A 22,150-nucleotide genomic window follows, 5' to 3' on the forward strand; every position below is an offset into this window, starting at 1 on the left:
GGGCATGCGCACGGTTGCCCAGCGGTGAACGGTAAGCGGTGAGCCCCTCGGTCCTGGACCGAGGGGCTCACCGCTTTCTGTTCCGGCCCGGGATCCCGGGCCGGCGGGACGGCAGGACGGCTAGAGCTTCTCCACCGGTGCGTAACGCAGCAGCAGGCGCTTGGGCTTGGTGTCCCCGAAGTCGACCGTCGCCTGGGCGTCCGCGCCCGTCCCCGTCACCGCCGTCACCGTGCCCAGACCGAACTGGTCGTGTGTGACACGGTCGCCGACCGCCAGGGAGATCACCGGCTTGTCGTTCGTACGGCGGGTGGCGAAGCCCGAAGGGCCACCGGACCTGGAGCGCGAAGATCCGGCCCCGGACCCCGACATGGCTCCGGACAGCGAGGACGCGATCCCGGCCGTGGGACCGGCCGGAATCTGCGCTCCGGTCCGCTTCCACTCCAGATGGTGTCCCGGGATCTCCTCCAGGAACCGTGAGGGCGGGTTGTACGAGGGCTGGCCCCAGGCGCTCCGCATCGACGAGCGCGTCAGATAGAGCCGTTCACGGGCGCGCGTGATACCGACGTACGCCAGCCGCCGCTCCTCCTCCAGCTCCTTCGTCTGACCGAGCGCGCGCATGTGCGGGAAGACGCCGTCCTCCATGCCCGACAGGAACACCACGGGGAACTCCAGGCCCTTCGCGGTGTGCAGGGTCATCAGCGTGATGACACCGGAGCCTTCCTCGTCCTCGTCGGGGATCTGGTCGGAGTCCGCGACGAGCGCCACCTGCTCCAGGAATTCGGCGAGCGTGCCGGCCGGGGCGGCCGGGGCGGCCGGGGCCGCGCCTCCCGCCGCGCCTCCGTCACCGCCCGCCGCACCGCCACCCGCCGTGCCCGCGTCGGCGCCCGCGTCCGCGTCCGCGCCCCCGCCCGCACCAGCACCAGCACCAGCGGCATCCGTCGTACCCGCGGCCGCTCCCGTACCGTCGTCGGTGCCGTCGCCCGTCGCCCCGGCTGCCTGCGCGCGGGCCTGCTCGAACTCCAGCGCCACCGCGGCCAGTTCCTGGAGGTTCTCGATACGGGTCTCGTCCTGCGGGTCGGTCGAGGCCTGAAGCTCCGCCAGATAACCGGTCCGTTCGAGCACGGCCTCCAGCACCGTCGCGGGCCCCGCACCCGACTCGACGACCGTGCTCAGCTCCTCCATCAGCGTGTTGAAGCGCTTGACGGCGTTGGCCGAGCGGGCGGCCATGCCGTACGCCTCGTCCACCCGGCGCAGCGCCTGCGGGAAGGTGATCCTCTCCCGCTGCGCGAGGGCGTCGATCATGGCCTCCGCGCGGTCCCCGATGCCGCGCTTGGGCACATTGAGGATGCGGCGCAGCGGAACGCTGTCCTCCGGGTTGGCCAGCACCCGCAGATAGGCCAGCACATCGCGGACCTCTTTGCGCTCGTAGAAGCGCACACCGCCGACGACCTTGTACGGCAGGCCGACCCGGATGAAGATCTCCTCGAAGACACGGGACTGCGCGTTCGTACGGTAGAAGACCGCGACATCTCCGGCCTTGGCCTCGCCGGCGTCGGTCAGCCGGTCGATCTCGTCGGCGACGAACTGCGCCTCGTCGTGCTCGGTGTCCGCGACATAGCCCGTGATCTGGGCGCCGGCGCCGGCCTTGGTCCAGAGGTTCTTCGGGCGGCGGCTCTCGTTCCGCTCGATGACCGCGTTGGCGGCGCTGAGGATCGTCTGCGTGGAGCGGTAGTTCTGCTCCAGCAGAATGGTGGTCGCGTCCGGGTAGTCCTCCTCGAACTGGAGGATGTTACGGATGGTGGCGCCACGGAAGGCGTAGATGGACTGGTCGGCGTCACCGACCACGCACAGCTCGGCGGGGTCCTGGCCCTCGCCGGAGGGGCCCACCAGCTCGCGTACGAGCGTGTACTGGGCGTGGTTCGTGTCCTGGTACTCATCCACCAGCACATGGCGGAAGCGGCGCCTGTAGTGCTCGGCGACATCGGGGAACGCCTGGAGCAGATGGACGGTGGTCATGATGATGTCGTCGAAGTCCAGGGCGTTGGCCTCGCGCAGCCGCGCCTGATACATCCGGTACGCCTCGGCGAGCGTCTTCTCGAAGCCGTCGGCGGCCTGGTCGGCGAAGGTCTCCTCGTCGATCAGCTCATTCTTCAGATTCGAGACCTTGGCGCTGAAGGACTTCGGCGGATACCGCTTGGGGTCGAGGTCCAGATCGCGGCAGACCAGGGCCATCAGCCGCTTGGAGTCGGCCGCGTCGTAGATCGAGAACGACGAGGTGAATCCGAGCCGCTTGGACTCGCGCCGCAGGATCCGCACACAGGCGCTGTGGAACGTCATCACCCACATGGCCCCGGCGCGCGGTCCGACGAGCTGCTCGACGCGCTCCTTCATCTCGCCCGCGGCCTTGTTGGTGAAGGTGATCGCCAGTATCTCGCCGGGGTGGACCCTGCGGTTGCCCAGCAGATACGCGATCCGGTGGGTCAGGACCCGGGTCTTGCCCGAGCCGGCGCCGGCCACGATGAGCAGAGGCGAACCCGTGTGCGCGACAGCGGCGCGCTGCTCCTCGTTCAGCCCTTCGAGCAGTGCGGCGGGGTCCACGACCGTACGCGGCGAGCCGCCCCGGTGGTACGGATCGCGCGGCGGCACGTCGAACGCGCCCTCGAAGAGATCTTCGGGCACCGCCTCCCGGGCATGCTCGTCGTGGTCCTCGGGCGGCGGTGGGTGCTCGTCGCCGGAGGGCTGGAGATCCGCCAGGAAACTGTCGTCAAAGAGGCTGCTCATCGCTCTCCGAGTCTAGGCGCTGTCCGGCCGGTCTTTCATGGGCCCGTGAAGACCGACGGACAGAGCCTAGGCCGCCGCACTGACAGTCCGCGCACGGCGTGGGAAGTCTCCGGCGCCGGGCGGGTGCGCGCCGCCCCCGGGCAGGTGCGCCGCCGCCCGGTGGAGGCCCGTCAACCGCCCGGTGGAGGCCCGTCAACCGCTCGGTGGAGGCCCTTCGGCCACCCGGCAGAGGCACGTCGGCCGCCCGGCGACTGCACGTCGGCCGCCCGGCGAAGGGGCGTCCGCCGCACGGCAGCCACTCGATCACACGGTGTGACCGAAAGCCCCGTCCGACCCCGTTCGGCCCTTCACGGAGACATTCCCTCGTCGCATGAGCAAATGGTCACGGAAATGTATCGGGCATATCGCCCATCGTCCTTCACATCAGGACCACACTTTGGCTAGCGTGCACGGTCAGGCAGCCCGTACCCCCGAAGGCGACCCGCGCCGCGCGGGCCGCCTATGCCGAAATCGGACATTCCATAAGGAAGTTCGACGGAAGGAGATGCTGGCCTTGGCGTCGCATCGCAAGTCGCGCACCCGTAGCGGAGTACGCACCAACTCCCCCGCCGTCGGGATCACGACGGCCGCCCTCGCTTCGGTCACACTGCTCTCGACGCAGAGCGCGAACGCCGCTCCCACCGAGCCCAGGCCGTCCGTCGAAGAGGTGCAGAAGAAGGTCGACGACCTGTACCGCCAGGCCGGTGGGGCGACCCAGCAGTACAACAAGGCCAAGGAGGCCACCGAGAAGCAGAAGCGCTCGGTCGGCCGGGTGCTGGACGAGGTCGCCAAGCGCGCGGACAAGCTGAACGAGGCCCGCCGTACGCTCGGCAGCTTCGCGGCCGAGCAGTACCGCGAGGGCGGGCTCACCCAGACCGCGGCCCTGCTCTTCTCCGACAGCCCGCAGGCCTACTTCGAGCAGAACCAGGTGATGGACCGGCTGGCGGACCGTCAGCGCGGAGTCCTCGCCGACTACCAGGCGCAGCAGGCCGCGGCGGCGAAGGAGCGGGCCGAGGCGACGGAGAGCCTGGAGTCGCTCACGGCGTCGCAGGCCTCGCTGCGGACCAGCAAGGAGAACGTACAGAAGAAGCTCGACACCGCTCGCGCGCTGCTGTCGCAACTGACCGCGGCGGAGCAGGAGCGGCTGGCGGCCCTGGAGCGCAAGAAGGAGGAGGAGGCCCGCCGGAAGGCGGAGGCCAAGGCCAAGGAGGAGGCCCGCGCGAAGGCGGAGGCCGAGCGCGAGCGGCAGGAGGCCCAGGCCCCGGCGTCCGGGACGGGCACAGGCACGGGAACGGCCACGGGGGCGGACTCGGCAACGGGCACCGACTCGGGCACCGACACCGGCACCGGCACCGGCTCGGGTTCCTCCGACAGCGGCTATGCCACGAAGGCCGCGAAGGTGCTCGCCTTCGCACGCGCGCAGATAGGCAAGCCGTACGTCTGGGGCGCGTCCGGCCCCAGTTCCTACGACTGCTCGGGCCTGACCCAGGCCGCCTGGCGGGAGGCGGGTGTGGCGCTGCCGCGTACCACCTGGGACCAGGTCGAGGCGGGCACCCGGGTCGCGACCGGGGATCTGCTCCCGGGAGACCTGGTCTTCTTCTACGACGACATCAGCCATGTCGGCATCTACATCGGTGACGGGATGATGATCCACGCCCCCAAGCCGGGCGCGAACGTCCGTGAGGAGTCGATCTACTACATGCCGATCTACGGAAGCATCCGCCCCGCCTGACACACACCGCACCGCGCACCGCCGCACCGCCGCACCGCGCACCGCGCAGCGTCACGCCACGCCACGCCCTCTGGATCTTCCGCCCGGCCTGACGGACGGACGACCGGTCCGTCGACGACCGGTCCGTCCGTCAGGTCCAGAGGGTGGCGATGAAGATATTGGCCGTGGTCAGGCCGCCGACCGTGGTGAACAGGCCCTGCCGCCGAGCAGCGACGCTATGCCGATGATGTGCAGGGCGACGACGGCGTTGATGAGTACGTCCATGGCCGGAGCCTAACGAGGCCCGTAGCAGCTCCCCGAGGCGAGGTGGGGGCGCTGTTCCCAATCGACCGGGTCGGACCGAAAGGGAACGGTTCCGCCGGGATCATCCCGGTCACAAAACGCCGCGGAAACGTCACCTCCGGCCAATAGCGGCCTGCCGACACCGAGCTGTGACCTTGCGCCCTAGCGTCCCTCTCCAGGCGGCCGACTCGTACCGCCGGACCGTACGGACGACATGGACCACCTGGACCACGTGGTCCACGTGGACCACTGGGACCGTACGGACCCAGGGAACCGAAGGAAGTGGACGCCCTCGTGGCAGCGCACCGAAAACCCAAGCAGCGCCGGCTCACCGGCCCGACCGGCCGCACCGCGGCCACCCTCGCCATCGCCGGCGCCGCGACCGCCGCCGCCTCGGCCGCTCCCGCGCACACCGATCCCCGGCTCACCCCGGCGCAGATCAAGGCCGACGTCGACGGGCTGTACGAGCAGGCCGAGGCGGCCACGGAGCGGTACAACGGGGCGAAGGAGAAGGCGGAGGCGGCACGGGCCTCGCTGACGGAGCTACGGGACGAGGCCACCCGCAGAACGGACCTGCTCAACGCCTCACGCGACGCACTCGGCTCGATCGCCGCCGCCCAGTACCGCACGGGCGGCCTCGACCCCGCCGTACAGCTCGCCCTCAGCTCGAAGCCCGACGACTTCCTCGAACGCGCCGGGCTGGCCGAGCGCGCGGGAGCCCGTCAGGCCGCCATGGTCACCGGGATCCGCAAGGAACTCGCCTCGATCGCCCAGCTCCGCACCCGGGCCGACAGCCGGCTCGGGGAGTTCGAAGCCCGCCGGTCGGAGCTCGCCCGGCACAAGGCCACCGTCGAGGGGAAGCTCGACTCCGCCCAGCGGCTGCTGGACCGGCTGACGGCCGCGGAGCGCGCCCAGTACGCCTCGGGCGCGGCGGGCGGGCCCGAGGGGCGCCAGGACGGCGCGTACGCGGCACGCACCGGCCTCGGGGCGGCCGGGAGCGCGGCGACGGCGCCGGGGGCCCGCGCGGCCACGGCCGTCGCCTTCGCCTACGGGGCGCTCGGCAAGCCGTACGTCTGGGGCGCGACGGGACCCGGCGCCTTCGACTGCTCGGGGCTGACCCAGGCGGCCTGGCGCGCCGCGGGTGTCTCCCTGCCCCGTACGACGTACACGCAGATCAACGCGGGACAGCGCGTCACACGCGACCGGCTCGCCCCCGGCGATCTCGTGTTCTTCTTCTCCGGTGTCAGCCATGTCGGGATCTATGTCGGCGGCGGGCAGATGATCCACGCCCCGCGCCCCGGCTCGGCGGTCCGTCTGGCACCGATCGGCCAGATGCCGTTCGCGGGCGCCACCCGGCCCGCGTAACCGTAACCAGGACGGACCACCCGCCCGACGGACCGGCCCGCGTCACCGCGTCACCGCGTCACCGCGTCACCAGGACGGACCATGCCGGGGTGCCCGGTTCCCTTCCCCGCGCCACGATGAGCAGCAGTGTGCCGTCGGCCGTGGAAGGGAAACCGTGAGACGAGCCGTGAGACGAACCGTGAGACGAACCGCCGCCGTCAGGGCGTCCGTCCTCACCGTCGGCGCGCTCTTCGTCCTGGCCCCCGTCGGTGTCACGCCCAGGGGCTGCGGCGATCTCTCCGGCGGCCGGCTCTGTATCGAGGGCCCCGTCGGCGGTGCGGGCCGGTTCACCACGTGGTACGTCCAGCACGCGGACCGGCCGGGCACCGCCGTACGCCTCGGCTATCAGCGCAAGGACGACCGGATCGTCGCGTTCCCCGGCTGGTTCGGGACCCAGCACACCCGGCACGGCCGCGCCGAGCTGGGCGGCACGCTCGACACTGCGCCGGGCGAGTGCGTCCGCGGCCTGCTGGAGCACGGGGACACGACATATGTGACCGAGTGGCACTGCTCCTGACCGTTCCCGCGGGTGTACTGACCGTCCCGCAGGTGTACTGACGTCGCGCGGGTGTGCCGTGCGGCGGCCCCGTCAGACCAGCCTGCGCGCCGTCGCCCAGCGGGTCAGCTCATGCCGGTTGGAGAGCTGGAGCTTCCTCAGGACCGCCGAGACATGCGACTCCACGGTCTTCACCGAGATGAAGAGCTGCTTGGCGATCTCCTTGTACGCGTACCCCCGGGCGATCAGCCGCAGCACCTCGCGCTCCCGCTGGGTGAGCCGGTCCAGGTCCTCGTCCACCGGTGGCGCGTCCGTCGACGCGAAGGCGTCCAGGACGAACCCGGCCAGCCGGGGTGAGAAGACCGCGTCGCCCTCCTGCACCCGGAAGATCGAGTCGACCAGATCGGTGCCGGTGATCGTCTTGGTGACATAGCCGCGTGCGCCGCCCCTGATCACTCCGATGACGTCCTCGGCGGCGTCGGAGACCGACAGCGCCAGGAAGCGCACCGGGTTCTCCCCGGCGGCCATCAGCGGCGCGCACCGGCGCAGCACCTCCACCCCGCCGCCGCCCGGCAGATGGACATCGAGCAGCACGACCTCGGGGCGGGTCGCCGTGATCACGGTGACCGCCTGGTCCACATCGGCCGCCTCACCGACGACCTCGACGCCCGTCTGTTCGGTGCGGCCGATCTCCGCCTGTACGCCGGTACGGAACATCCGGTGGTCGTCGACGAGCACGACCCGCACCCGGCGGCCGTCCCCGGCCGGGCTCGCGCCGCTGTCCGCCGGACCGCCCTCGGCCTGTACGCCCTCGTTCATGGCCTCTGCCCCTCGTCCTCGTCACCGCGCGGGCCACGGGTCATCCGTCCGCCCGCTCCATCTCCAGCTCGACCTCGGTGCCGCCGCCCGGCACCGAGCGCAGCCGGGCCGTCCCGCCGTTGCGCTGCATCCGGCCGATGATCGACTCCCGTACGCCCATCCGGTCGGCCGGCACCGCGTCCAGGTCGAACCCGGGGCCGCGGTCCCGTACGGAGAGGAAGACCGTACGGCCCTCCACCTCCGCGAAGACCTGTACCGCGCCCCCCTCGCCACCGTACTTGGCGGCGTTGACCATCGCCTCGCGTGCGGCCTGCATCTGCGCCGCCAGTTTCTCGTCGAGCGGGCAGTCACCGACGACCACGACCTCGATCGGCACCCCGTGGTAGTCCTCCACCTCGGCCGCCGTCCTTTTCACCGCCTCGGCGAGCGTGGCGGGTTCGTCCTCCTCGTCCTTGCCCCGGCCCTCCGGCCTGTAGAGCCAGGCGCGCAGTTCACGCTCCTGGGCGCGGGCGAGCCTGCGCACCTCGCCCGCCTCGTCGGCGTTCCGCTGGATGAGGGTGAGGGTGTGCAGCACGGAGTCATGGACATGGGCGGCGACCTCGGCACGTTCCTGGGCGCGGATGCGCATCAGACGTTCCTCGGAGAGGTCCTGGGTCATCCGTACGAGCCAGGGCCCGGCGAGCAGGGCGACCCCGGCGACGACGGCGATGGCGCCGGTCAGTACGTTGCCGAGCTGGGCCGCCGCACCGCGCACCACCATGAAGACGGCGAGGCCCAGACCGACCAGGGCGACTCCCGCGAGGGTGCGGGCGAGCTGGAACAGCCTCCGGCGCCGGCCGACCTCGGTCCAGCGGGCGCGGCGTGCGTTGTCCGCCTGCCGCCAGACCAGGACGACACCGGCACCGATCAGCAGCGCCGGCCAGATGTAACGGTCGGCGTGGCTGCGCCCGAAATTGATGTTGCCGACGAAGACGCCCGCGCCGATCACCAGGGCTATCAGCGCGAACACCTGGCCCTTGTCGGGCTTGCGCAGCCGGCGTCTGCCGTCGGGGCTGATCTCGAAGACGGAGCGCGACGACTGGAGCGCGGTGCCGCCGACGCCGAGCGGGACGACGATCCAGAAGACGGCGTAGAGCAGCGCGCCGAGGCCCTGGGAGAGGAAGAGGCCGAGGAAGACGAGCCGTACCCAGACGACCGGCAGCCCGAGATGACCGGCGAGACCGCGCGCCACACCGCCGAGGAGACGGCCGTCCGCGCTGCGGTACAGCTTGCGCGCCGGCTGCTCCTCCGGCGCGGGGGCGCGGGGAGAGGAGGGCGCGGCGGGGCGGGGCGGGGCGGCTGGCATGCCTTCGATGGTCACACGGCGGGGTGCCGGGGGACATCAGGGTCGGACCCCTGACGCGACCCTGATGCCGCCCCTGACCCTGCCGGAGCGGCAAGGGGGCACCCTGCCGGAGCGGCAGGGGACGCCGTGCCGGGAGCGGCAGGGGACGCCGTGCCGGAGCGGCAGGGGGGCGGCACGGGAGCACACGGGGCGGCACGGGAGCGCAAACGTCCAAGATCCCCGAGATCCGCCCCGGGCCAATATCAGGGTGAGCCCAGGGTCGGGGTGGCTGGAGGCGCGGGACACGGACCGTCACCATGGACCTATGACCCAGCCGTCGGCCCCGTCGCCCCCCGCGTCGGCCGCCGCGCCGCCCCCGGTGTCCGCCTCCGCGTCCGCCCCGGGTTCCGCGCCGCCGCCCGCCGCGCCCCCGCATCTTCACCGCAGCCCGCGGCAGAAGGTGTTCGCCGGTGTGTGCGGCGGACTGGGGCGGTACTGCGACGTGGATCCGGTGATCTTCCGGATCGTCGTCGGGGTGCTCACGGTCACCGGCGGTATAGGGCTGATCTTCTACGGCTTCGCGTGGCTGCTGATCCCGCTCGACGGCGAGGAGGAGAACGAGGCCCGCAGACTGCTGTCGGGACGGGTCGACGGTGCCTCGCTGATCGCGGTGCTGCTGGCGCTGATCGGCTGCGGGCTGTTCCTGTCCATGCTGGGCAATGACGGCACCCTCGGCTTCGCCGCCATGCTCTCGATAGCCGTCGTGGGCTCGGCGGTGTGGTCCCAGCGCCGCCGTGCCGCCGTGCCCGACGGCTCACCGCTCGGCCCGGCCACGGCACAGGCCGTGGCGGAGGCACCCCCGGAGACGATGGCGCCGCCCACTCCGGCCATCCACTCGTGGTGGCGCGACCCGATAGTCAAGGACGGCACCACGGGACCGGGCGTGGGGATCTATCTGTGGGGCCCGGAGGACACCGGGGCCGGACAGAAGCGGTCGTGGCACCACTCGCCCGTCTCCCCGCGCCCGTCACGGCCCCCGGGACGGCGTGGGATCGGCGGCAGCGTCCTGCTGCTCGCGCTGATGGCGGGCGGGCTCGGCACGGGCCTGTCGTGGGAGAGCCGGCCGTTCGGCACGAGTCTGGAGATAGGTCTGGCCTGCGCGCTCGCGGCCTTCGGTATCGGTCTGGCGGTCAGTGCGTTCGTCGGCCGTACCGGTGTCGGCACGATCTTTCTGACGGTCGTCACCGCGGGGCTGCTCGCGGCCGCGTCGGCCGTCCCGAAGAACATCACCACGGAGTGGGGCCGCCAGCACTGGACGCCCGCGTCGGCCGCCGCCGTACAGCCGAGGTACGAGCTGGGCTCGGGCGTCGGCACCCTCGACCTGTCCGGGCTCGCCGTGCCGGAGGGCCGGACGGTCAGCACGTCCGCCGAGGTGGGCGCCGGACAGCTCAAGGTCGTCGTCCCGCGAGGAGTGACCGTGAGGCTGCGGGCCCAGGCGGGGCTGGGGGACGTCCGGCTGCCCGGGGATCCGCCGAACGACGTGGACATCGCCCCGGACCAGTCGCGGCGGCGGACGCTGACACCAGGAGCGGGCACCGCCCCGGCCGGCACCCTGGATCTCACGCTGGAGGTCGGCCTCGGCCAGGTGGAGGTGACCCGTGCCACGTCATGAGATCCGGCCCGGACGGCTGATCGCGGGCCTGGCGGTGCTGGGCGCGGCCGTCGCGTACGCCGGGGACGCGGCGGGCTCCTGGCACACCCCGTGGTACACCGTCTTCCCGGTGGTCTTCGGCGGTCTCCTCCTCGCCTCCTTCGTGTCGGCGGCGGATTACGTCATACGCCGCCGCCGGCCGGCCCAGAGGGCGTCGAGGGAGAAGACCGGGGCACCGGCGAGCACCAGCGGCAGCCACGCCATCAGATAGACCAGGTCGTTGCCGTAGTAGTACGGGTCGCTCTGCCAGCTCACGGTCAGCCACAGGCTCAGCGAGATGAGGGCGCCGCCGAACGCGGCGAGCCGGGCCAGCACGCCGAAGAGGGTGCCCAGGCCCACGGCGAGTTCGCCGAAGGCGATGGCGTACCCGAATCCCGAGGGGCTCTTGAGCGCGAGATCGACCAGTGCGGGGATGGCCGAGCTGTCCCGTACCCCGCGCATCAGCTCGCCGACGGACCCCGTGCCGGTCGCCGCGAAGAACCCGCCCTGGGTCAGTTTGTCGATTCCCGCGTAGATGAAGGTGACGCCGAGGAAGATCCGCAACGGCAGCAGGGCGTAGCGGGTGGCGTTCTCCCGCCAGCCGCCGCGCTCACCGCCGAGCTGCCCGTAGGTGTCCGTCCGGTAGCCATACGTCATCGCCGGTCCGCCTCTCCCTGTCCCACGCCGCTGCCACGAAAGCCAGTGCTCCCGCATGCCTTTGCCCATACATACGGATACGACCCGTACGACGCTCAGTGAACCAGCCGCCGGAGCCAGAAATCCGGCCATGTCTGTGAAGGATGTGAACAACTGCGCCTGGGATACGTTCAGTCGCTGTCGCGACCGATCAGATCCAGTGATGGCTCAGGCGGTGACATGGGGAGGCGGTGACATGGGGGGGCGGTGACATGGGGGGGCGGTGAGCGGCGAGCGGTGAGGCGGTGAGGCGGTGAGGCGGTGAGGCGATCACGCAAGGAGGCGGTGAGGTGAGGTCATCGGCCCCCCTGGCAGGACAGTCAGTCCATGACCTCGACGATCACGCGGTTCGTCTCCACGCCCGCCGCGGTCACGACCTGCACCTCGACGGAGCCCGGCTCCACATCCACCGGTACGGGCACGGTGAGGACGGTGTCCGAAGGGTTGGCGAAGCCTCCGGGGACCGGCACCAGCGGCACATGGACGTGCACGGAGCCGATCCGCACGACCATCCGGGCCAGCCGGTCCGGGGTGCCCGCGCCCGGCGGTACGAAACCGGCACCGCGGATCTCGATGTCGTCGCCGGTACGGATGGGGGCGTCCAGATCGCCCGCCTCCCTGGCGCGCACCACCGACAGAACGAGGGGCCGACCGCCCTCCGCGTATTTTCCGGCGAAGTAGGTGGCGGCGGAGACGGCGACCAGCAGGGCGAGCGCCCAGGGCAGATCGGGCAGTTGCTCGGGCCGCCGGGCCAGCCGGACACCCGCGAAGAGCAGGGCGACGACATTGACCACCGTGTACTGCACATCGGTGAAGCTGCCGCGCCCGCCGTCGTCGCAGAGGAGATCGGCCGGCCGGGGGCGCTCTGCCCGTACCTTCTGGAGCCGCTGGGCCAGGACGCGTACGGACACCACACCCCGGACGACGACGGCGATACCGCACACCACGGCCAGGACGGTCACCATGCCCGCGCCCCGGGCGAGATCGAGCCCGGCGATCAGCTCGTCGCGCCGGCCGTGGCCGGAGGCACCCGCGAGCTGAAGGGCCAGCACGAGCACCGAGAAGACGACGAACAGCACCCAGGCGGAGGCGACGGTCCGGGAGGTCGACAGCCGGTTGTCCTCACCGATCAGCGGCGCGAGCAGTCCGCCACGGGCCCGGTGGAGTCGCGCCGCGACGGTCAGCAGTCCCGCGACGACCACGGCGGCGACCAGTCCGGCCGTACGGGCGGCGCTCCAGCCGGCCCCGATCGCGGTCGCGGTCTGTGCCAGCGCGAGCGCCACGACGGCGCCCCACACCACCAGCAGCGTGTGCCGCCAGACGGTGTAGAGCCAGGCCTCGCCCGCCTCACGGCTGCGATCGGCCACCGCGCGCGCGGACTGGGTGAGTTCGTCCGACACCCACTGCCGGGAGGCTCCCGCCGAGTGCGCGACCGCGGCGGGCAGCCCTTGTCCGGCGGCCAGTTCGTCCCGCTTCTCCAGGAACGCGGCCACGGCCCGCCGGTGCCCCTCGCGCGCACCGTGCGGGCAGTCGCCGCACATACAGCCCCCGCCGTGCGCGCCCTCTCTCGCCACTTGCACCGCCACGCCGAATGCCCGCCTTCCCCGCCCCGCCCACGAACTTCCTTGCTACGCCTGGGAATTGTGCCGTACTCGGTGAGGTACGCGCGCGGTCGGCCCGGTCGCCACGGGTGAGAACACGGTTACGGTGTTGACTCACCGGCCCGGACGCGCACCCCGGACGCGATCTCCGCCGCCGTCCGGACGCGATCTCCGCCGCCGTCCGAGCTCGTCCCCCGCCGTCCGGACCCGTCCCCGCCGCCGGGACCCATGGCCCAGCCGCGCTCACTCCCCGCCGTGCTCATTCCCCGCCGGGGGCTCACTCCCCGTCCGCGGTCACTCCCACTCGATGGTGCCCGGCGGCTTGCTCGTCACATCGAGGACCACGCGGTTCACCTCCGCGACCTCGTTGGTGATCCGCGTGGAGATCCTGGCCAGGACGTCGTACGGCATGCGGGTCCAGTCCGCCGTCATCGCGTCCTCGGACGAGACGGGACGCAGCACGATCGGATGACCGTACGACCGTCCGTCGCCCTGGACACCGACGGACCGTACGTCCGCGAGCAGGACCACCGGGCACTGCCAGATCTCACGGTCGAGACCGGCCGCGGTCAGTTCCTCGCGGGCGATCGCGTCCGCCTCCCGCAGCAGGTCGAGACGCTCGCGCGTGACCTCGCCGACGATACGGATACCGAGGCCGGGGCCGGGGAAGGGCTGGCGGTGGACGATCTCGTCCGGCAGGCCCAGTTCCTGGCCGACCATCCGGACCTCGTCCTTGAAGAGCTGACGCAGCGGCTCGACGAGTTCGAACTCGATGTCGTCGGGGAGCCCGCCGACATTGTGGTGGGACTTGATGTTGGCGGTGCCGGTGCCGCCGCCAGACTCGACGACGTCCGGGTAGAGCGTGCCCTGCACGAGGAAGGCGACGTCCTCGCCCTCCGCGCCCGCCTCGGCGACGATCTCGGCCTGGGCCTGTTCGAAGACCCGGATGAACTCCCGGCCGATGATCTTGCGCTTCTGCTCGGGGTCGGAGACCCCGGCCAGCGCGGCGAGGAAGCGCTCCTGCGCGTCGACGACCTTGAGCTGCACACCCGTGGCGGCGACGAAGTCCTTCTCGACCTGCTCGGTCTCGCCCTTGCGCATCAGGCCGTGGTCGACATACACGCAGGTGAGCTGGTCACCGATGGCCCGCTGGACCAGCGCGGCGGCCACGGCCGAGTCCACGCCGCCCGACAGACCGCAGATGGCTCGCTTGGTGCCGACCCGCTCACGGACGAGGGCGATCTGCTCGTCCAGCACATTGGCCGTGGTCCAGGTGGGCTCGATACCGGCGCCCCGGTAGAGGAAGTGCTCCAGGACCTGCTGGCCGTAGGTGGAGTGCATCACCTCGGGGTGGTGCTGGACCCCGTACAGCTTCTTCTCGTCGTTCTCGAAGGCGGCGACGGGCACGACGGCCGTGGAGGCGGTGACGGTGAACCCGGCGGGCGCCGCGGAACAGGCGTCCCCGTGCGACATCCAGACCGCCTGCTCGGCGGGGGTGCCCTCGAAGAGGGTGGAACCGGTCTTGGAGACATGCAGCGGCGTACGGCCGTACTCGCGCGCCCCCGTGTTGTCGACGGTCCCGCCGAGCGCGGTCGCCATGAGCTGGAAGCCGTAGCACATACCGAAGACGGGAACGCCGGCCTCGAAGAGCGCGCGGTCGACGCTGGGCGCCTTCTCCGCGTAGACGGAGGAGGGGCCGCCGGAGAGGATGATCGCCCTGGGCTTCTTCGCCAGCATCTCGGCCACGGGCATCGTGGACGGAACGATCTCGCTGTAGACCCGGGCCTCGCGGACGCGTCGGGCGATGAGCTGGGCGTACTGCGCGCCGAAGTCGACGACGAGGACGACGTCGGGGGCGGCGGGGGGCGCTGCTGGCACGGGGCGGCCTTCCGGCGGTGACTTGCGTGGGATCTGGTGATGTCGATTCTAACGGGGAGCGACGACGGCCCGGGGCCGCCGATATGTCTCCCGATATGTCTCAGCATGCGGCCCGCTTCGACCCGGGTGGGGCCGCCGGGTCCATACTGTCCGCATGCGCGCGCAGCAGACCTTCGTCTTTACCTATGGCACCGGCCCGTCCGGCTGCCATGGTCGTGCCGCGTGAGCTGACACGCGACTTCCCAGGCGCCCCGGGCCGACAAGGCCCGGGGCGCCTGTCGCGTTCGGGGCCCTACGACCTCCGGGGCGCACCGCACTCCCCGACAAGGAACCCGAGATGAAGACCGACCCGACCACCGGCGACTCGTCCGCCGACACGGCCACCGCAACCCCCACCACCACCACCACCACCGCCACCGCCACCGCCACCGCCGGCACCGGCACCGGCACCGGCACCGGCACCGGCACGGTGACGACCGCCGCCACCACCGCACCCACCGCACCCACCGCACCGGTGGACACCGGAACCACGGGCGCGCGTACGGGCGAGGCCGCCGCGCTGATCGGTGACGCGCGGACCCGCATCGACACGCTGGACGACCGGATCATCGGTCTCGTCCAGGAACGGATGGCCGTCTCGGCCGTCATCCAGGAGGCGCGGATCACCTCCGGCGGACGGCGGGTCAGCCTCTCCCGCGAGATGGAGATCCTCGGCCGCTACCGGGAGGCCCTCGGCAGGCCCGGTACGGCGCTGGCGATGACCCTGCTGGAGCTGAGCCGGGGCCGTGTCTGAGGCTGAGCCGGGGCCGTATCTGAGTTCGGGCACCGCTCTCACCCGTACGGCGCGTGACCGGCCCCGACGGGGCTTCGTTGGACCAGGCGTCCGTGTCACCCAGGGGCGGGCTCGCAGAGATGGATGAGAACCACGCGTGGCCACCGCCGGGGCGTGCGACGTACCGCAGATACGTCGTGGGACCTCGCCCCGGCGCTCGTGACCGGTAGGCAGGGGACAGCAGCCCGGTCACCCAGCGGCGGCCGGCTCCGGGGACGCCCGGACCGGCCGCTCCGGCGAGCGTCCCCGCTCCCGATGACGCTCCATGACGCTCCGTAGCTTTCGTGCGTACGGCTGTACGTACTGCCGTACGCACGGCAGTACGTACAGCTGTATCCGCGTACGCACGGCCGCGCGCCCGCTCCGACGCGGGACGCCGTACGGGCCTCGCGCATGTGACCTCGCGCATGTGACCTCGCGCATGTGACGCAGGACACTTAAAGATTCTGTGAAGTCGGCCGCAACCTTCCCCCCATGTCGCGGGTCTTGCTTGCGTAATGAACGGCCTCACCTGGGAACGTCACGCTGGGAAAGGCCCCATGACTCCGTACCGCGTCCGCGCGGTGCGCCGGACTTCGCCGAGGTCTTCATGAAACCGCGCCGCGCCATGGCCGTCGCCGCCGCGACCGCCGTCATCGCTCCCGAGGCGCTGTTCTCGGCGCCGCGGGAGCGCCGTCGGGGTTGACGCCACCGCGTAACCCGCGTACGGCCCGCATACACGCCAGGGGCGCTGCACTCGGAGGGGGGTGCAGCGCCTCTGGCGCGTCCACGTCCCAAAGCCTCTCCGCCTCGGGCTCACGCCTCCGCGGCTCGGGTGTCCGCTGCGGGGGACTCCTTCGGCGGGACCACCGGCAGGCCCAGGAACGGCAGTCTCAGCGCGCCGAACGCCTCCGGAGGGACCGCCGGGGACACCGGTCCGACCGGGGCGACCGGCGCATACGCGGGGCCCGCGCCCTGCTCGGGCCGGGGGTCCTGCTCACCCTTGTTCGGCCAGAAGGACATCGCGCGCTCCGCCTGGGCCGTGATCGTCAGGGACGGGTTCACACCGAGGTTCGCCGAGACCGCCGAGCCGTCCACCACCGAGATGCCGGGGTGTCCGTACAGCCGGTGGTACGGGTCGATCACGCCCTCCTCGGCCGACGCGCCGATCACACACCCGCCCAGGAAGTGCGCGGTCAGCGGTGTGCCCATCAGCTCGCCCACATTGCTGCCGGGGAAGCCGTTGATCTCCTCGGCGATGAGCGTCGCGGCCCGCGTCGCCTCGGGGATCTGCTTCGGGTTGGGGGCGCCGTGCCCCTGGCGGGCGGTGAGCAGGCCCTTCCCCGGGCCGCCCGTTCTGCGGTAGGTCGTCAGCGAGTTGTCCAGCGACTGCATGACGAGGCCGATGATGGTCCGCTCCGACCAGCGGCGGTTGGAGAGGGAACGGAGCAGCAGCAGGGGGTGTCTGGCGGCGCTCCCGAGCCAGGCCCGTACGCGGCGGTCGCTCGGCGGCACCTGGAGGATGGACAGCGCGCCCATCGCGTTGGAGCCCTTGCCGTACCGCACCGGCTCGATATGCGTCGAACCGTTCGGATGGATCGAGGACGTGATGGCGACACCCCGCGTGAAGTCGGCCTTCGCGGTGCCGTGCCGCGCGCGGTAGCGCCGGTCGTCGGTCTGCGCGCCCACCAGCGCCTCGGAGTTGGTACGGGTCAGCTCGCCCAGCCGCGCCGAGATCCGTGGCAGCAGCCCCCGGTCCCGCATGGTGTGCAGCAGGGTCTGGGTGCCGTAGGTGCCCGCCGCGATCACGACCCGGCGGGCGCGCAGGGTCGTCGTACGGCGCCGTCGGCGGCCCCTGCCGCGCGCGTCCGTCGGGACGGTGGTCACGCGGAAGCCGCCCGCGCTCTCCTCCTCCACGGCGATCACCGAGGTCATCGGGTGGATGACCGCCCCGGCCCGCTCGGCGAGATACAGATAGTTCTCGTTGAGGGTGTTCTTCGCGCCGTGCCGGCATCCCGTCATGCACTCGCCGCACTCGGTGCAGGCCGTGCGCGACGGGCCGGCCCCGCCGAAGTACGGATCGTCCACGGCCGCCCCCGGTTCGGCCCTCGCCGTGCCGTCGGCGTCCGCGCCGTCCCCGAAGAAGACGCCGACCGGCGCCGGATGGAAGCTGTCACCGACGCCCATCGCCTCGGCCGCCGCCCTGAGATGGACGTCCGAGGGGGTCATGGTCGGATTGAGCCGTACCCCGAGCATCCGCCGGGCCTGCTCGTAGTACGGCCTCAGCTCCCGCTCCCAGTCGGTGATGGCCGCCCACTGGGGATCGTCGAAGAAGGCGGCGGGCGGTACGTACAGGGTGTTGGCGTAGTTGAGCGAGCCGCCGCCGACCCCGGCGCCCGCCAGCACCATCACATTGCCGAGCAGATGGACGCGCTGGATGCCGTAGAGCCCGAGGGCCGGGGCCCAGAGGTAGTTCCTGAGGTCCCACGAGTTCCTGGGGAGGGTCTCGCGGGTGAAGCGGCGGCCCGCCTCCAGGACGCCGACGCGGTATCCCTTCTCGGTCAGCCGCAGCGCGGAGACCGAGCCGCCGAAACCCGAGCCGACCACGATCACGTCGTAGTCGTAGTCGTAGTCGCACCCGTGGTCGTGGTCGCAGTCGCAGTCGCACCCGTAGCCGTGGTCGTGGCCGTGGTCGCACCCGTAGCCGTGGTCGTGGCCGTCGGGGGCCGGTTCCCGCCGTGCGTCCCCCCGGTCCCCCGCGTCACCCTGATTCCGGGCATGGCTGTTCTGTGACACCGGCTCTCCTCCTCGGGCACTACCGCAGCCGCAACGCCTTCATGGCCCGCAGACCGCGGCTCATGAAGGCGGCGTACTTCTCGTCGTCCATCCCGAAGGACGGGGCGATGGGCATGATCCGCTGCTGCGCGACGGTCTGGGCCTCGGTGTACTTGAGGATGCCCTCGGAGCCGTGCCGCCGGCCCAGCCCGGAGTCCTTCATGCCGCCCATCGGCGACCGCACGCTGCCGTACGCCGACGCGTACCCCTCGTTGATGTTGACCGTGCCCGTCCGCAGCCGGGCCGCCACCGCGTGTCCGCGTCCCGCGTCCTTCGTCCACACGCTGGCGTTGAGGCCGTACGGTGTGGCGTTGGCGAGGCGGATCACCTCGTCCTCGTCATCGAACCGGTAGACGGACACGACCGGTCCGAACGTCTCCTCCGTGCACACCGCCATCGGCGCCTCGACACCTTCGAGGATGGTCGGCTCGTAGAAGAACGGCCCGATGTCGGGGCGCGCGACCCCGCCCGCGACGACCGTGGCGCCCTTGGCGACGGCCTCCTCGACATGGCGGGTGACCGTGGTGAACTGGCGCTCACCGACGAGCGAGCCCATGTCCGCCCCGTAGGCGAGGGAGTTGCCGAGCCGCATCGCCTTCGTACGGGCGGCGAACCGCGCCACGAACGCGTCGGCCACCGACTCATGGACGTACAACCGCTCGATGGAGACGCAGAGCTGCCCCGCGGAGGAGAAGCAGGCACGGACCGCGCCCGCCGCCGCCTTCTCCACATCCGCGTCCCTCAGGACCAGCATGGCGTTCTTGCCGCCCAGTTCGAGCGAGACACCGACGAGACGGTCCGCCGCGCCCCGGGCGACCTCACGGCCGGTGCGGGTGGAGCCGGTGAACGAGACGTAGTCGGCGTGTCTCACCACCTCCGGGCCGACGACCGGGCCCTCGCCCAGGACCACCTGGAAGACCTCGGCCGGCAGTCCGGCCTCGATCAGCAGATCGCGTGCCCAGAGCGCGGTGAGCGCCGTTCCGGTGTCGGGCTTCATCACCACGGCGTTGCCCGCCACGAACGCGGGCAGGGCGTCCCCGGCGGACAGTTCCAAGGGGTAGTTCCAGGGGGCGATCTGCCCGACGACCCCGCGCGGCCGGCGCAGTTCGGTGACCTTGGTCAGGGCCGGTACGGCGCCGATGTGGCGCTTCGGCCGCAGATACGACCGTGCCGTGCGCCCGTAGTGGCGGGCGGCGACGGCGACGGCCTGGACCTCCTCATGGGCGTGCAGCCGGGCCTTGCCGGTTTCGAGCTGGATGAGGTCCAGGACCTCGGCCTGGCGTTCCAGGACGAGATCGTGGAAGCGGAGCAGTACGGCGGCCCGCTGCCGCACCGGGAGGGCGGCCCAGACGGGCTGCGCGGAACGGGCCCGTTCGAAGGCGGCCGCGACGTCCTCGGGCGTCGACTCGGGCAGGTCCGCGAGCTTCTGACCGGTGAAGGGGCTGTGGCCGGCGGTACGGCCGGACCCGATGACGCCGTGCGTGAGCTGGGCGACCACCTCGGGCGTGACCACATCGGCCGCGGTGCGCGCACCGGCCGGGGCGGCGGCCACGGGGTTGGTGCGGACGTCCGGGCCGGGGGCGGCATCCGCACCGGGACCGGGGGTGGCGCCAGGACCGGGGGTGGCGGCGGAGGCCTGCGAGTCCGTCATGAGGCCGAGGGTAGGCCGCATCCGAGGCTTTGGATACCCGTCGGTAACACCTTTCACCGGCCGCCCGGCGTCACGCCGACGCCCCCCTTGTCGGTCATGTTGTCGGTCATGCGCACATCCTTGCGAAGAGCGGTCGCGGTCGCCACCGTGGCAGCCGAGCGGGTACAGAGCCGTGACCGGCCCCCGCGGTCACCGGCCGGAGACTCCGGGCGGCGGCTGCCAGCTCTGGAGTACGGCGTCGAACTGCTTGCGCGTCGTCCTCCAGTCCTCCTCGGGACCGGACATGTAGATCGCGTACTCGGTGCTGTTGTCGTCCGAGTAGTAGATCTGGTCGATCGCGTGCCGCTCCCCCGACTGCCCCTTCTCCTCGGTCCAGGTGAACTCCCAGAGGGCCGCCTGCGTCTGACCGCGGAAGGTGTTCGGCGCCAGCTTGACCCGCGCGTACTCCGGCAGCCGCTGGAGGGCTTTCTCCATGCTCAGCATGTGCAGATACGGGTTCTCGAACTCGGGCGGACCGACGCTGATCCGGATCAGATGGCGGCCGTTGTCGGGGGTGAAGTCGATCTGGTCGCCGTCCATCTGACGCTCCCATCCCGGCGGAACGCTGAGGCTGAAGCCCTCGGGAGCCTCGACGCGCACCCACCCCTCGGTTATGGAGGCGCTGTCCTCCGGCGCGCCGCCGATCTCCTGCGTGTCCCCGGTCCCCTGGGTGCCGTCGCTCTCTCCCGTACCGGCGCTCGCCGACCGGCCGCCGGTGATCCCCGCGCTCTGCGCGCCCTCGTCCTTGCCGTCGCCGTTCCCGGAGTACTTCAGGGCGGCGTATCCGGCGCCACCGCCGAGGACCGCAGCGACGACGACGGCCACGACCGTCGTACGCCACCGGCCACGGCGGCCGTTCCCCGCGCTCGCGGGCGGGGTGCCGACGACGGTGGCGGGAGCCGACCCGGGCGCGGGCACGGCCGCCGGCGCGGATACGAACGCGGGTGCGGGGCCGGGCACGGGTCCGGGCACGGGCGAAGACACGGCCGTCGCGGTGTACGGCGGCGGCGTGGTGGCCGACGGCCGTTCACCGTACGGGACGACCCGGGTCCGCGCCTCGTCGGACGCGCGTCCCTCCAGCACCGCGCGCAGCATCCGCTCGGTCCCGGCCGCCCCGGGCCGCCCGGCCGGGTCCTTGCACAGCAGCGCGGCTATCACGGGGGCCAGCGGCCCGGCGTGCCCCGGGTGGACCGGCTCGTCCGTGACCACGGCCTGCATCGTGGAGAGGGGCGAGGTGCGGCGGAACGGTGAGCTGCCCTCGACCGCCGTGTAGAGCGTCGCGCCCAGCGACCAGAGGTCGGAGGCGGGGCCGGGGTCGCTGCCCCGTACCCGTTCGGGTGCCAGATAGTCGATGGACCCGACGAGTTCACCGGTCCTGGTGAGGCTGGAATCGCCCTCGATCGCCGCGATGCCGAAGTCCGTGAGCAGTACCCGGCCGTCGCGTGCGAGCAGCACATTGCCCGGCTTCACATCGCGGTGCAGCACCCCGGCGGCATGGGCGGCGCCCAGGGCGCTCAGCACCTCGATCCCTATCCTGGCGGCCTCACGGAAGTCGACCCGGCCCGACTCCTTCACCGTGTCGGCGAGCGAGGGGCCGTCCACGTACTGCATGACGATCCACGGCCGGTCGTCGTGGTCGAGGACATCGTGGACCGTGACGACGCCGGGATGGGTGATACGGGCCGCGGCGCGCGCCTCCTTCTGGGTGCGCTGGTGCAGTACGGCGCGGTCGGCCTCGGAGGCATAGCGCCCGGCCGTCAACTCCTTGACGGCGACGGTCCGGTGCAGCACCTCGTCGTGCGCGCGCCACACCTTGCCCATGCCGCCCGCGCCGATGGTCTCGCCGAGCCGGTAGCGTCCGGCGAGCAGCCCCGCGCCCGTGCCGGCCCCCGTACCGGCGCCGGCACCCGCACCCGCGCCGGCCCCCGCGGCCGCGCCTGTGCCCGCGCCGCCCGTGCCCGTGCCGCCCGTGCCCGTGCTCTGTGAATGATCCACGTCCCCCGCCCCGTTCCTTGGGATCACAGGTTACGGAGGGGACCCGCGCGCACGGAACCTCGGGTCGCCCACGGAGA

At 72.0% G+C, this 22,150-nt stretch carries 14 protein-coding genes; 5 read left to right on the forward strand and 9 right to left on the reverse strand.

Annotated features, from left to right (window positions below):
* Positions 1-120: 120 nt before the first annotated feature.
* A complete protein-coding gene (locus tag ACFYYH_RS11865) occupies positions 121-2,781 on the reverse strand; it encodes an ATP-dependent DNA helicase (RefSeq protein ID WP_388549175.1) in 2,661 nt (886 codons plus the stop codon).
* A 553-nt stretch (positions 2,782-3,334) separates the two neighbouring features.
* Here ACFYYH_RS11865 and ACFYYH_RS11870 point away from each other — a divergent pair.
* The 3 genes from ACFYYH_RS11870 to ACFYYH_RS11880 all read left to right on the forward strand — a co-directional run bounded on the left by ACFYYH_RS11870 (position 3,335) and on the right by ACFYYH_RS11880 (position 6,755).
* Positions 3,335-4,552 (forward strand): NlpC/P60 family protein, encoded by a 1,218-nt coding sequence (locus tag ACFYYH_RS11870; protein WP_388549178.1) that lies wholly within the window; start codon positions 3,335-3,337, stop codon positions 4,550-4,552.
* Between the two features lie 576 nt (positions 4,553-5,128).
* Positions 5,129-6,199, forward strand: coding sequence for an NlpC/P60 family protein (locus tag ACFYYH_RS11875; protein ID WP_388549180.1), 1,071 nt, complete (start codon positions 5,129-5,131; stop codon positions 6,197-6,199).
* Positions 6,200-6,377: 178 nt separating this feature from the next.
* Complete coding sequence (locus ACFYYH_RS11880) at positions 6,378-6,755, forward strand: hypothetical protein (protein ID WP_388549182.1); 378 nt, start codon at positions 6,378-6,380, stop codon at positions 6,753-6,755.
* A 72-nt stretch (positions 6,756-6,827) separates the two neighbouring features.
* Here ACFYYH_RS11880 and ACFYYH_RS11885 read toward each other — a convergent pair whose 3' ends face one another.
* Entirely contained in the window at positions 6,828-7,553 is a 726-nt protein-coding gene (locus tag ACFYYH_RS11885) for a LuxR C-terminal-related transcriptional regulator (RefSeq protein ID WP_388549184.1), read from the reverse strand.
* 40 nt (positions 7,554-7,593) lie between these two features.
* Positions 7,594-8,898, reverse strand: coding sequence for a PspC domain-containing protein (locus ACFYYH_RS11890; RefSeq protein WP_388549186.1), 1,305 nt, complete (start codon positions 8,896-8,898; stop codon positions 7,594-7,596).
* 304 nt (positions 8,899-9,202) lie between these two features.
* Here ACFYYH_RS11890 and ACFYYH_RS11895 point away from each other — a divergent pair, with 304 nt between their 5' ends.
* Positions 9,203-10,549 carry a PspC domain-containing protein gene (locus ACFYYH_RS11895; protein WP_388549188.1) on the forward strand — a complete coding sequence of 449 codons (1,347 nt, stop codon included), beginning with the start codon at positions 9,203-9,205 and terminating at the stop codon, positions 10,547-10,549.
* 156 nt (positions 10,550-10,705) lie between these two features.
* Here the strand turns inward: ACFYYH_RS11895 and ACFYYH_RS11900 are convergent, their stop codons facing one another.
* The 3 genes from ACFYYH_RS11900 to guaA all read right to left on the reverse strand — a co-directional run bounded on the left by ACFYYH_RS11900 (position 10,706) and on the right by guaA (position 14,742).
* Positions 10,706-11,224, reverse strand: a complete 519-nt coding sequence (locus tag ACFYYH_RS11900; RefSeq protein ID WP_388549190.1) for a DoxX family protein — start codon at positions 11,222-11,224, stop codon at positions 10,706-10,708.
* A 359-nt stretch (positions 11,225-11,583) separates the two neighbouring features.
* Entirely contained in the window at positions 11,584-12,804 is a 1,221-nt protein-coding gene (locus ACFYYH_RS11905; protein ID WP_388549682.1) for a hypothetical protein, read from the reverse strand.
* Positions 12,805-13,158: 354 nt separating this feature from the next.
* Positions 13,159-14,742, reverse strand: a complete 1,584-nt coding sequence (gene guaA, locus ACFYYH_RS11910) for a glutamine-hydrolyzing GMP synthase (protein WP_388549192.1) — start codon at positions 14,740-14,742, stop codon at positions 13,159-13,161.
* Between the two features lie 337 nt (positions 14,743-15,079).
* On the opposite strand from guaA, the gene ACFYYH_RS11915 reads away from it, so the two are divergent.
* On the forward strand, positions 15,080-15,535 hold the full coding sequence (locus ACFYYH_RS11915; protein WP_388549194.1) for a chorismate mutase: 456 nt from the start codon (positions 15,080-15,082) through the stop codon (positions 15,533-15,535).
* Positions 15,536-16,369: 834 nt separating this feature from the next.
* On the opposite strand, the gene ACFYYH_RS11920 is transcribed toward ACFYYH_RS11915, so the two are convergent.
* From ACFYYH_RS11920 to ACFYYH_RS11930, 3 genes are all read right to left on the reverse strand, one after another.
* Positions 16,370-18,163, reverse strand: a complete 1,794-nt coding sequence (locus ACFYYH_RS11920; protein WP_388549684.1) for an FAD-dependent oxidoreductase — start codon at positions 18,161-18,163, stop codon at positions 16,370-16,372.
* A gap of 205 nt (positions 18,164-18,368) precedes the next feature.
* The gene (locus ACFYYH_RS11925; protein WP_388549196.1) at positions 18,369-20,039 is read right to left on the reverse strand and encodes a succinic semialdehyde dehydrogenase; all 1,671 of its coding nucleotides are present in this window, start codon (positions 20,037-20,039) and stop codon (positions 18,369-18,371) included.
* 189 nt (positions 20,040-20,228) lie between these two features.
* On the reverse strand, positions 20,229-21,947 hold the full coding sequence (locus tag ACFYYH_RS11930; protein WP_388549687.1) for a protein kinase: 1,719 nt from the start codon (positions 21,945-21,947) through the stop codon (positions 20,229-20,231).
* Between the last annotated feature and the right edge of the window lie 203 nt (positions 21,948-22,150).

It is taken from the genome of Streptomyces sp. NPDC002018 (assembly GCF_042890865.1).
Taxonomy (GTDB): Bacteria; Actinomycetota; Actinomycetes; order Streptomycetales; family Streptomycetaceae; genus Streptomyces.